This window comes from Pseudomonadota bacterium (assembly GCA_039714795.1).
Classification (GTDB): Bacteria; Pseudomonadota; Alphaproteobacteria; order JAGOMX01; family JAGOMX01; genus JBDLIP01.
The window spans coordinates 1-12,059 of record JBDLIP010000051.1; the positions used below are offsets into that span (position 1 = coordinate 1).

The 12,059-nt window shown below is 45.0% G+C and carries 11 protein-coding genes; 5 read left to right on the forward strand and 6 right to left on the reverse strand.

Annotated elements, in window-relative coordinates:
• Positions 1 to 288 precede the first annotated feature (288 nt).
• The 3 genes from lgt to ABFQ95_05030 all read left to right on the forward strand — a co-directional run bounded on the left by lgt (position 289) and on the right by ABFQ95_05030 (position 3,517).
• On the forward strand, positions 289 to 1,134 hold the full coding sequence (lgt, locus tag ABFQ95_05020) for a prolipoprotein diacylglyceryl transferase (protein ID MEN8236885.1): 846 nt from the start codon (positions 289 to 291) through the stop codon (positions 1,132 to 1,134).
• Positions 1,098 to 2,180, forward strand: coding sequence for an SAM-dependent methyltransferase (locus ABFQ95_05025; protein MEN8236886.1), 1,083 nt, complete (start codon positions 1,098 to 1,100; stop codon positions 2,178 to 2,180). The genes lgt and ABFQ95_05025 overlap by 37 nt, the downstream gene beginning before the upstream one ends.
• Positions 2,181 to 2,878: 698 nt before the next feature.
• Positions 2,879 to 3,517, forward strand: coding sequence for a hypothetical protein (locus tag ABFQ95_05030; protein ID MEN8236887.1), 639 nt, complete (start codon positions 2,879 to 2,881; stop codon positions 3,515 to 3,517).
• Positions 3,518 to 3,526: 9 nt separating this feature from the next.
• Here ABFQ95_05030 and mdh read toward each other — a convergent pair whose 3' ends face one another.
• The 6 genes from mdh to ABFQ95_05060 form a co-directional block, all read right to left on the reverse strand.
• Entirely contained in the window at positions 3,527 to 4,522 is a 996-nt protein-coding gene (mdh, locus tag ABFQ95_05035) for a malate dehydrogenase (protein MEN8236888.1), read from the reverse strand.
• Positions 4,519 to 5,220 (reverse strand): dienelactone hydrolase family protein, encoded by a 702-nt coding sequence (locus ABFQ95_05040; protein ID MEN8236889.1) that lies wholly within the window; start codon positions 5,218 to 5,220, stop codon positions 4,519 to 4,521. The genes mdh and ABFQ95_05040 overlap by 4 nt, the downstream gene beginning before the upstream one ends.
• A gap of 14 nt (positions 5,221 to 5,234) precedes the next feature.
• Positions 5,235 to 6,389: a DegT/DnrJ/EryC1/StrS family aminotransferase gene (locus ABFQ95_05045; protein ID MEN8236890.1), complete on the reverse strand. Its 1,155-nt coding sequence runs from the start codon at positions 6,387 to 6,389 to the stop codon at positions 5,235 to 5,237.
• A gap of 116 nt (positions 6,390 to 6,505) precedes the next feature.
• Positions 6,506 to 7,552 carry a Gfo/Idh/MocA family oxidoreductase gene (locus tag ABFQ95_05050; protein MEN8236891.1) on the reverse strand — a complete coding sequence of 349 codons (1,047 nt, stop codon included), beginning with the start codon at positions 7,550 to 7,552 and terminating at the stop codon, positions 6,506 to 6,508.
• Between the two features lie 4 nt (positions 7,553 to 7,556).
• Positions 7,557 to 8,945 (reverse strand): nucleotide sugar dehydrogenase, encoded by a 1,389-nt coding sequence (locus ABFQ95_05055; protein ID MEN8236892.1) that lies wholly within the window; start codon positions 8,943 to 8,945, stop codon positions 7,557 to 7,559.
• A gap of 311 nt (positions 8,946 to 9,256) precedes the next feature.
• Positions 9,257 to 9,757 (reverse strand): transcription termination/antitermination NusG family protein, encoded by a 501-nt coding sequence (locus ABFQ95_05060; GenBank protein MEN8236893.1) that lies wholly within the window; start codon positions 9,755 to 9,757, stop codon positions 9,257 to 9,259.
• A 230-nt stretch (positions 9,758 to 9,987) separates the two neighbouring features.
• On the opposite strand from ABFQ95_05060, the gene ABFQ95_05065 reads away from it, so the two are divergent.
• Positions 9,988 to 10,749 (forward strand): molybdopterin-binding protein, encoded by a 762-nt coding sequence (locus ABFQ95_05065; GenBank protein ID MEN8236894.1) that lies wholly within the window; start codon positions 9,988 to 9,990, stop codon positions 10,747 to 10,749.
• 168 nt (positions 10,750 to 10,917) lie between these two features.
• Complete coding sequence (locus ABFQ95_05070; GenBank protein ID MEN8236895.1) at positions 10,918 to 11,751, forward strand: universal stress protein; 834 nt, start codon at positions 10,918 to 10,920, stop codon at positions 11,749 to 11,751.
• The last annotated feature ends 308 nt before the right edge of the window (positions 11,752 to 12,059 follow it).

The following is a 12,059-nucleotide window of genomic DNA, read 5'->3' on the forward strand; positions in this document are numbered from 1 at the left end:
CTGTGATGAAACAACGTACCCATTGTGCTGGATAAGAAAACGGTAAAACCGGACATTTCTAAATTGCTTAACCGGACATTATCAAATTGCTCCTACAAGGACAAAAAAAACTTTTGACATTCTCCAGTCACCTCAGGTATATTCCATGCGAGCTGCTCCTTATGGGACATTTTTGAGCCAATCATTTGCAAGCTCGGTTAAAATGATACCCGTTAGCGCTTTGACGCCGCGGAGCAGCTCAGTTTTCTAGCTTCACAAGCAGGACTTGCTATCCAACCTTTGTGGTTTATGCTACTTTGGCGCAAACGTTACGAGAACTTAAGTAATATGCAAGGCATTCTTTTCCCCTCAATTTCTCCCATCGCTTTTTCCTTAGGGCCCATTGATATCTATTGGTACGGCGTTACTTATGTGGTGAGCATTGTTTTGGGTTGGTGGTATGCGCGCTATCTGGTCAGAAAAAACAATTACCTCTTAACAACCAAGGACATTGATGAATTTGTCGTCTGGGCTGCCGTTGGAGTAATTGTTGGCGGCCGCTTGGGCTATGTTTTGTTTTATCATCCGCTTGAATATCTGACTAAGCCTTGGGAGATTCTTTATTTTTGGCAACCAGGGCGCTCTTTCCACGGCGGGTTACTGGGAGTTATCATAGCCGGTATTTGGTACTGTAGGCGTCAACGTTTGCCCTTTTTGCCTTTAGGAGATGTAGCGTGTTGCGCGGTTCCTATTGGTCTCTTCTTTGGACGCATTGGAAACTTTATCAATGCTGAGCTTTTTGGCCGCGTCACCGATATGCCCTGGGGTGTTATTTTTCCGCATGGCGGTCCTCTACCCCGTCATCCAAGCCAACTTTATGAGGCAGCCTTGGAAGGCGCCCTTTTGTTCTTTGTGTTGTTTGCCCTAGACCGCTGGACAGATTTGCGTCGCACCAGACCTGGACTATTGATGGCCGTATTTATGATCGGCTATGGTTTGGCGCGGATGTTTGTCGAAATTTTCCGGCAACCGGATCTGCATATCGGCTTCTTGGTTGGCGGTACCACCATCGGACAGCTACTCTCTACCCCCCTCCTTTTAATCGGAGTTTTCTTAAGTTGGTACGCCTTCAATCAGAAAAAAGTACAGTCATAATAGATTTGTGTGCACACTTGCAGGCACGGATGCAAGCCGAAGGGCCGTTATCGGTTGCTGATTACATGCACGAGTGTTTGTTTCACCCACAGTGGGGCTATTACAACACACGCTCTCCCATTGGAGCCGCTGGCGACTTCATAACAGCCCCGGAAATCTCACAGATGTTTGGGGAAATGATAGGAGCATGGCTGCAAGATTTGTGGCAACGCCTTGATCAACCTAGAAAAGTAAACTTAGTTGAACTTGGCCCTGGCCAGGGAACCCTGATGCAAGATCTATTAAGAAGCATTGGGCCTAACTTTAAAAAAGCTTTGTCCGTGCACATGCTTGAAATCAGTCCCGTCTTGCAAAACCAGCAGCAAGATCGACTGCAATCTGAAACCGTTGTTTGGCATCCAGATCTAGAACATACCCTTGCAGCATGTCAGGATGCACCACTTTTCATTGTTGCTAATGAATTTTTTGATGCTTTGCCAGTTCATCAGATGATCAAACAAGGACAAGATTGGGTTGAACAACGTATAGACTGGTGTAATCAAGAAAATTGTTTTCGTTTTACACAAGATTTATCAAAAGTCACCAGTGATGCGGTTTTTGAAACCTGCCCTATGGCTCAAGATATAATGCAAAAATTATCACAAAAGATTGTGCAGCTTGAAGGAGCAATGTTAGTCATTGATTATGGATACCAAGATGGTAGTACAGGTGCTACACTCCAAGCTGTCTCAAAACACAAATATCACGATCCACTTTTGCACATCGGTAAGGTTGATCTGACGGCTCACGTTGACTTTAAAACTCTTGTTGAGGTTGCTGGCACACAAGGAGCCCAAACCTGGGGGCCCACATCTCAAGGCGATTTCCTGTACAAACTTGGCATTCGTCTTCGAGCACAACAGTTGCAACGTAAAGCGTCCTCAAGACAAAGGGCTGAATTGGAGCAAAGCTTGCACCGATTGATCTGTCCCACACAAATGGGAACCTTATTCAAAGTGCTGGCAGTGACAGCACCGAATACGCCCATACCGAGTGGGTTTTCTTGATTATTCTATACTGGTCTTGGTCATGTGCGACACGAAGTTGCTGAATCGACTGTTTCTAGGGGGGCAACCCTGAAGAAACCCGCCGTTCCGTCGGCGGTTCCCTAGGCAGGCATGCGATGATGGTAACGTCATGGTGTGAAGCCCTGCTGACAATGTAACCACGGTGATTAACCGGAAAACGGTCGGCTCAATCACCTTCAACTCATTGCTAGTTTAATTTTCCCACGAATTTATCTGAAAGGGACTGGGTTAGTCGTATTCCCTAAAGTAGCTTGGATTTTAATCAAAACTTCACTAGATTGTACTCCTGTCAATCAAAAAGGAGTAAGAAGGCACTGTATCAGTTCTATTCCACTCCTCCCCCAAACCAAGTTTTCTGGTGGCATAACCGGGGATAGCCTGCCATTGAAACAAACTCTACCAGGAAAGAAGCATAACTGAATAGGAATCATTTTTGTGCGATACGTTGGACAAATTTAGGATGGCTTTAGAGAAGTTTGGAATAGAACTGGTACAGTGCCTATTGTTATGAGATATTCCAAAATCATTATTAGCATTTTTAATAAAATTTATAATAAATTTATAATTATTTTTAAGTAAAAATATTTTCATTTGTGTGTTTACAAAAAATTGATTCCTGTGTAGTCTGTCCTGGTTAGTTAAATTTTTGTATAAGTATTTTTAAAAGGATTAGTAAAATGTTTAAATCTAAATTAGGTTTGTTGAGTGTTGCCGTTGCGACTGTATTTTTAATGAACACATCTTGTTATTCATCGGGGGAGCAGACTCCTCCTGGCACTCCTAAGAAGCGTGGAAGGTCTGATTCAGATTCATATTCAGATTCATATTCATATTCATATTCTATGATTTCCCCTGCTGCACCGGTAAAAAAACGTCGTAGGTTGTTGGTCCCAGAGCAGCCTGGCTCTCCTATGAATAGTGAAAGTTCTTATTCCTCAAACCCAAACACTCCGCCTGAATTATCAGGAAAACATTTTATCAGGAGGGTTTCAGCAGTTCAACAAAACAAAATGCGAAAAGAGAGACTTAGGAAATTGCGCTACAATAAAAAAAATAATAAACCTATCAATCTATTTACTTATAATCCAGAAATTCGGGAATTATTGAAATCAATTGGAGTAAGTCGGGAATTGAATTTCAATGAAACAAATGCTTTTCAAGAAGTAGTAAACTACGATAGACAGCAAGATTATAACTATTATAGACGAGGAACTGCACCTCCAGAAGGTTTGTCCGAAGCTGGGAATTTTGCTTGGATACTTGAACAGCGCGTAATCAATTATGGGCACTCTCCTTGTGGCAAAGAGGGAACATAGCACGTACCTTTACCTTTTCCCTGGATCACACGGAGAGCTAGCCAGCAGTGGTGTGATCTCTTGCACTAGACCCTGAACAGCTGCCACAGAAGCATCAAACATCTTTTGCTCTTGCGCATTGAGTTCAAGTTCGACAATGCGCTCAATGCCGTCTTTGCCAATGACAACGGGAACGCCGACAAACAAGTTGTTGACACCATATTCGCCAGTAAGCCAAGCGCAACAGGGCAGGATGCGTTTACGGTCTTTCAAGTAAGACTCAGTCATTTCAATGGCAGCACTGGCTGGAGCATAAAAGGCAGATCCGGTTTTTAGCAAGTTTACAATCTCACCACCGCCCTTACGGGTTCTCTCAACCATGTCGTCCACTTTTTGTTGTGTGATCCAGCCCATTTTTACTAGATCTGGTAGGGGAATTCCGCCCACTGTTGAATACCGAATCATCGGGACCATAGTATCACCATGGCCGCCCAGTACTAGAGCTTGCACGTCTTTAATCGAGACATTAAGCGCTTCACTGATAAAATAACGAAAGCGGGCTGTGTCAAGAATACCAGCCATGCCAATGACTTTGTGATACGGCAGGCCACTGATTTCTTTAAAGGTATGCACCATTGCATCCAGAGGATTGGTTAGTACAATGACGAACGCATCGGGGCAGTGAGTTTTGACATTTTCGGCCACCTGGCGAATGATGTTTGCATTAATGCTGAGCAAATCATCCCGGCTCATGCCGGGTTTGCGGGGAACCCCTGCGGTAATAATGACAACGTCCGAACCCTTAAGTTCAGCATAATCTTGGGTGCCAGTGATCTTGGCATCAAAACTTTCAATGGCTGACGCCTGAGACAGATCAAGGCTTTTACCTTGGGGGATGCCTTCGGCTACATCCAGCAACACACAGTCGCCAAGATGTTTCAGGCCCACCAAATGTGCTAATGTTCCTCCGATTTGTCCTGCTCCAATAAGAGCGATTTTGTGTCGGGTCGTTGTATGATGAGTCATCGTTTTGTCTCCTCTTTGTTTGTTGTCCAATTAAGCTGGTTACAGATAAATTGGCCGCCCAACTGTTGGCCCTGGGCATCTATGTGATGTCCGATTTCTTTGGCAACGAATGATTTAACAGGAACACCAAGTTCTGAAAGCTCAGCTGCTGTCCGCATAGCATACTCTACCTCAATAACTTCGTCAGCGTCACCATGAATTAAAAAAATTGGGGGCTTGCAGTGAATGGGCAGGTTGGGAGGATAAAAGAGCGCGCCAGAATAACCCAGAACACCGGCACAGGCCTTTGGTCGGCTAAGGCTTGCCGCAAGTGCCATCATGGTCCCTTGGGAAAATCCAACCAGCATCAGCTGTGAGTCCGTCAGGTTGCGTTTGTTAAGTTCTTGATCAATATAGGTATTGAGCACAGGCAGGGCTTGGGCAACCCCTTCTTGCAGGGTTGTTAGCTGCAAATTTTTTAGGTCAAACCATTGATAACTGTGGTCAAACGAACTCGCAGCGCAGGGTTCTGGTGCATTTGGCGCTGTAAACTCAGTCTCTGGTAACAGACTCTGCCAGCTTTTGCCAAGGCTCAGCAGGTCGCCTCCATTGGCGCCAAACCCATGGAGTAAAATCACCAAATTCTTCGCCGGTCCACCCCCAGAAGGAGTCAGGCTTGAACTGGTCAGAGGTGAGGGGGCAATATGTTGTGTTTGCATGGTCAAAGAATCAGTTACCAGCAGCTGCACACGCTGTCAATGATGATGTCTTGAACTGGCTTTTTTAAATAAGCATGCATCGGCAAGCTCAACACCCGATCCACCAACTGATCGGTAATCGGCAGGCCTCTGCGGGGGCGCGGGCAATCCTTGTATGCAGGTTGATCACTCAATGCATTTTGATAATAGATCGCTGTAGGGATATTATGCTTTTCCAGGTGCCCACGCAAGCGGTCCCGCTTAGGAGTAATCACTGTGTATTGAGCCCAGCTGGAAAACGCTCCTTCCATTAACTCAGGGCATTTAACGGTGCAGGACATGCGTTTATAATACAAATCGGCAATATGGGCTCTGAGCTTCAATTCATCGGGAAAAATCTTGAGCTTTTCAAGCAAAATAGCCGCTTGTATAGTATCCATCCGGCCAGTCATGCCGGGCCGCACATTGTGGTATTTATTAGCCCCTTGGCCATGGACACGGCAACTGCGAATAATTTCGGCCAGATCATCATCATTGGTAAACAATGCGCCACCATCGCCGTAGCATCCAAGTGGTTTGGCTGGAAAGAAGCTTGTGCAAGTGATTTCAGCTAGAGTGCCTACTGGTTGATCATGCAAACGCCCGCCAAAACTCTGTGCAGCATCAGCAATCATCCACAAATCGCTCTTTTTGGCAACAACATTTAGACGGTCATAATCAGCCGGTTGCCCGAATAAATCGACTGGAATAATCCCCGCAGGTTTGAGCTTTTTGGGCAAATCTCCAATCGCTTCTCTGAGGCTGTTGTGGCACATGTTAAAGGTGTCAGGGGATACATCAACAAATACCGGGGTGGCCCCTACACTGACAACGGCTTCCGCTGTTGCGACAAAAGTAAAAGCCGGTACGAAGACTGCATCTCCGGGACCGACACCTTTGGCCATGAGCGCAAGCCTGAGTGCATCTGTTCCACTGGAGCAGGTGATGACGTGTTTGACTCCACAAAAAGAAGATAACTCAGCTTCGAGACTCTCAATTTCGGGGCCCATTACGTACTTGCCATGGTTTAAAACCCGCTGAATGGCATGTTCAATCTTGGGGCGAATTTTCTTTTGTTGTGTTTCGAGATCAATAAAGGGAATGGCGTATGAAAGCCCAATGTCTTGAAGAGTGTGTATGTGTTGTTGCATGAATTTATCCTAAATCTTTCTAACTATGCTGAAGCTGAATCAATCTGTTGGTTTTCTGGTGCACTCAAAGTGCTCATTTACCAACGTAAACTGCGCTCTTTTCGTTACCATAAAACTCAACATTTTGATTCAGCACGGGTATGACTATTTTCGATCTTGCTAGAGTTCTCTTCTACCTGCTTTTTTGATTGATTGCAATCAATGGAATTTTGAGATCTTTGTAACAAGTCCATGACAACAATGGCGTTTTCCGCATGTGTAAGCGGTTTTTTATCATTTTCCATGCATCTGATGAGATGTGCGCACTCACTTTTTAAGGGTTCGGCAGGGGTTAGTGTGACAAAAATGTTACCATCTTGTGTCAGATCAATTCCCTTTCGTGTCTGCTGAGATGAATGCGGTATATGAATCAGTTTTTTATTCCATGGCTGCGTATCATCAAAGATGAGTGCCCCTTTTTCACCGATGGCCATGAATTTTTGTTCTTTATTGGGATAAAACCACGAATTAAAAACCCTTGCTTTAACGCCATTGGCAAATGAGATATTTGTGGTGACTGTATCGGGTAGATTGGGAATCAGGTGGTCTTGCGCAAAGGCCGAGACGTTGGCAACTGGGCTATTTACTAAAGACAAAACCATGGAAAAGTCATGGGGAGCCAGGTCCCATAGGCAATTTTCGTGCATGCGAACGGGTCCAAAACTAACCCGGTTGGCGTAAATTGCTTTTAAGGGGCCAATTGTATTATTTTGCACAAGGCGTTTGAGCTCTTGATAAGCGGGGTGGTACTGTAACAGGTGCCCCACCATCAAAATGCGCCCTCGTTTTTTGGCCAAGGTTACTAATTGTTCGGCTTTTGTGTAATCTAAGGTGAGCGGCTTTTCTACAAAGACATGTTTATCCGCCATCAGTGCCTGTTTGGCTACCAAATAATGGCTTTGCGAAGGAACAGCGACCACAATAGCTGCAATTTGGGGGTCGGCATAGATGGCTTCTTGAGATTTAGAGTCGACCCCATGCAGTGTTGCAACGGCTTGAGCGCGTTCAGGATGAATATCATGCACGGCCTTTAAGGCGTTCAATTCATGAAAATTGCGGGCTAGGTTTTTTCCCCAGTGACCACAGCCAATAACAGCAACGTTGATTTGGTTTGGTTGAGACATTGATTTATAATTTCCAATAGTTAACATATGGTGGCAGAGTGAGATCTGACCAGATTCCTTTTAGATCCAAAAGCAGACCTTGTGGTTTGACGAGTGCAGCTATTGTATCAGAGGTGAGTTCGCGATAGAACTTATGCGCAACGGCACAGATCACCGCATTAAACCCTGCTGCCTGCGTGTGATTGCTATCACCGCCACTGGCTTGTGCGTAATGTTGCGCCTGGGCGTGCGCGACAATTGTTTCCCATTCACGGATGGGGCTAAGTCCATACAGGTTTTCTGCATTGATGACATCAGCCACAGGATCGTGGACAACAACGGTGTGTCCATGCTGTTCAAGTTCATGTATGACGTCTATGACTTTGGTATTGCGTAAATCTGGAACATCTTCCTTGAAGGTAAGGCCCAGTACCAGTATTTGTGCGCTCTGACCGCAGCCGAGGTTGTTTTGCAGTTTCCGGTGAATTTCTTGGGCCAGAAATTGTCCCATATGGTCATTGATGCGTCGTCCTGAGAGGATTACTTCGGGGTTATGCCCATTTTGTTTGGCAAAGTTGGCTAAATAGTAGGGATCCACGCCAATGCAATGACCACCAACGAGGCCAGGTTGAAAGGGCAAGAAGTTCCATTTGGTTTGTGCAGCCTTCAGGACTTCGTGCGCCGACAGTCCGGCTTTGTTAAAAATTATGGTAATTTCATTGATAAAGGCAATATTGATATCGCGCTGGGCGTTTTCAATGACTTTGGCAGCCTCGGCTGTTTTGATGTTGGCGGCCACAAACACCTGGTCGTTGTTGATGCTGCCATAAATCTTTGCTAATTTCTGCGCTACAGCCGGAGTTTGCCCGGCAACAACTTTAACGATTTTGTCAACGGTGTGCACCTGGTCTCCAGGGTTAATTCGCTCTGGTGAGTACCCAAGATAGAAATCTTTTCCGGCCTTAAGACCTGAAGCTTCTTCTAACAGGGCTCCGCAAATATCTTCTGTTACCCCAGGATAAACTGTGCTTTCAAAAACGACAATGTTCCCAGGAGTAAGAATCGGCCCTACTAATTTTGCAGCACTTTGCACAGCCGTTAAATCCGGAGAGTGATTGGGATTAACGGGGGTAGGGACAGCGATAATATAGATATCCTGTCCAGCAAGCGCTTGCGTTTGGTTAGTACATACAAGTGCGCTTTCTTCAAGTTGTTTGGGCGTCAATTCCTTGGTGGAATCGAAATTTTGTTGTAGTTCGTCGATGCGTGTTTGGTCAATGTCATAGCCTGTTACAGGGTAATGACGCGCCAAAGCAACTGCCAAGGGCAATCCGACGTAGCCCAAGCCAATCACGGCGATTTTATTCTTTGGTGTCACTTTGTTTTGCAATACGCTGTCCATCAATACTTTCAACGATTAAACCCCAATATAACCTATAACTTTTGTCTGGTATATTTCAAATTATTTCTTGGGTAACCCAGGGTTGTTCAGTGAAACCAACGCGGCCGTCATCCTGAACGCTAATTTTCCGAACGTGCGACTGTATACCTGTCCCGGTCATAAATTGCGCTTTTGGACACCATCTGTATCCGTCATCGTGACGCAATTGAATTGCAGATGCGGCGTTCATGATGACGTTTGTAGAAGACCCCTATCTAAAAGCGCCATTTATGCCCAGGACGGGTATATACTAATGTAGTTTGATTTAGAACGTGTATATATTTTCAATCTACTACCTCAACAGCAGTGCGAGATGTTTTCACCTTTAAATGCTGGTTCATATAAGACAGTAGTATGGTGATGCGTTGGTTGTCTGAAGCACTTTCAAACAAAGCCTGATACCCCTCAAAAGGACCTTTGGTTATCAGCAGTTTTTGCCCCGGTTTGAGAGCAGGGGGGGTGAGTTCGATCAAGCCAGGCTCAATTTCTCGTTGCTGAATGGCTTCAATGATTTCAGCTGGCACGGGAGTTGGGTGGATACCATGACAAATTAGGTGCGATACTCCAATGGTTGATTGAATGGAGAGCCAGCGATCTGTTTCGGGATCAAATTCGACAAAAAGGTAGCGAGGAAACAAAGGTGCCCTGACAGTTTCTACTTTACGGGCATGTTTGCGTTGTTTTTTGTAGACAGGATAATAGCTGTGAAAATTCTGACGCTCGAGATTCTCAAGTGCAATTTGCTCTTTATTGACATGAGTGTGCACGACATACCACTGTTTCATCGGTTGAATTCCTTTAAACTCCTTTATAGGATTTGATAGTAGCGGTTTTATTATTGTGATGCAAAGTTATAGATTATACCAGTCCCGGGCATAACACGCCCATTTTTTCAATCCAGCTCTTTGGCTAGCCTAAGAAAAATGGCGACCAGGGCGCCAGAATTAAATTCGTTGCAAAGTTTGTAAAATTTTGTCACCTTAAACTAAAGAAATTACTATGGGACATATCCAGTATGGCTCCTAGCCAGCCTCGCCGTGCAGGCGTTTTAATTATCGGTGATGAGATTCTATCTGGACGTACCCAAGATACAAATCTTTCCTTTCTGGGACGCCGGTTGCATGAGCTGGGTATCATTTTAGCGCAAGCGCGCATCCTGCCCGACCAAGAAGATATCATTGCAGATGATGTTTTGACATTTGCCCAAAATTACGACTACGTCTTTACCACTGGAGGCATTGGTCCCACGCACGATGACATCACAACTCAGTCTGTTGCCAAAGCCTTTGCTGTCCCCATAACTCTGGATCAACGGGCCAAGGCCTTACTGCAAAAACGAGTTCCAGGGGGTGAGTTAACTCAACACCAACTTAAAATGGCCCACGTGCCAAAAGGGGCAACATTAATTGAAAATCCAATCACCTATGCTCCAGGTTTTTACCTGAAAAATGTCTTTGTGCTTGCAGGAGTTCCACAAATCATGCAAGCTATGTTTGAAAATATCACCCCACAACTGCAAGGCGGGGCACCCTTTTACAACAAAACCCTACGCTGTTTGTTGGGAGAAAGCATCCTAGCCCCAGGCTTGGAAAGCATAAAACGACAGCACCCTAATGTAAGCATTGGCAGTTACCCGTTCTGGGGCGCCAACACGCACGGAGCTAGTATTGTTCTACGCTCGCAAAATGTTGAACAAATTGCTATTGCTGCCCTCAAGACAGAGAAACTTATACACAGTTTGGGTGGATCATTGATTGATGAATCGGTTGGTCAGTAGTAAGGCTTTTAGTTATCATTCTCCAGTTACTTAAGGACCGATCACTGTAACCATGGCAAAAACATCACACCTTCCTTTTGCTCTATTATGTCTAGTAGATGGGGGTGTTGTCAGTGCATAAGTGTGCTAACATTTTAGATGTTAGGTTAGAGCGTGAAGAGAGGAACAATGCTAAAAAGTATTCTTGTTGTTTTAGATGGGTCAAAGACCGCAGAGGCTGCAAAGGAATATGCCATTGCACTGGCAAAGGATAGCAAGACATGTCTGACCGGGGTTGGAGTGATTGACACCCCCTGGATTACGGCAGCGCAACCTGAACCTCTTGGAGGAGCTGCCTATAAAATCCACCGGGACGAAGTGGTTATTCAGCAAACCCATTCGCGCATCCAGGAAATGCTAACTGCGTTTCAAGCAATGTGCAAGGATAACAAAATCTCCTGCTACGGCTCAGAGCTAGAAGGGTTCCCTGCAACGGAAATTGAAAGTCTTTCTCAAGAACACGATTTAATTATCATCGGCAAAACAACCGATTTTCATTTTGATCTGGATTCTGAGTCTGACATCACGGTTAAGCACATTATCCGTGACAATCCGCGTCCCATGATCGTGGTCACCTCTTCAGAATTCAATGGTGATCAGGTTTTAATTGCCTACGACGGCAGCCTGCAAGCAGCACGCGCATTGCATATGTATCTCCTTTTAGGCCTAGCCCACGGCAAAAAGGTACATATCATTAGTATTGCCCGCCATCAAGCGGAAGCCAAATCCATAGTCGCCAGAGCTCAAAAAATGTGTGAGGTTCACGGGATTAATGTAACCTCTGAAGGAATTGTCTCACACCGTCCTCCTGAAGATATCATCAAAGCCAAAGCAACAGAAATCGAGGCCCACATGATTGTCATGGGTGCCTTTGGCCACCACGGTTTGCGGGAGATCTTCTTTGGATCTTGCACTGAGCACATGATGAAAGAATCTGAAATCCCGTTGTTTATTCATCATTAGCAGGAGATAGCCTCAGACCGCAATGGCACTAAAGTGACATTGGGTCATACCCACGGTGTTGTAAGTGCAGCCGCTCCCGCTGGACCAATAACCACTTGAAAAACAAAGAAAAAGATTTTTACTTTTCGTAAACTTTCTTGCTGTTTTCTTGTTATTTGTCAGTTACTTACGTATTTTGATTGCATCACCTTACTACGGTCATTAGTTAACTATTTGAATTAAAAAGGAAATTTCAGAAAAAGTTTACGAAAACCTAAAAAAATATTACTTATTTATCAAAGGGTTATTGGTCCAGCGGGAGTGGCTGT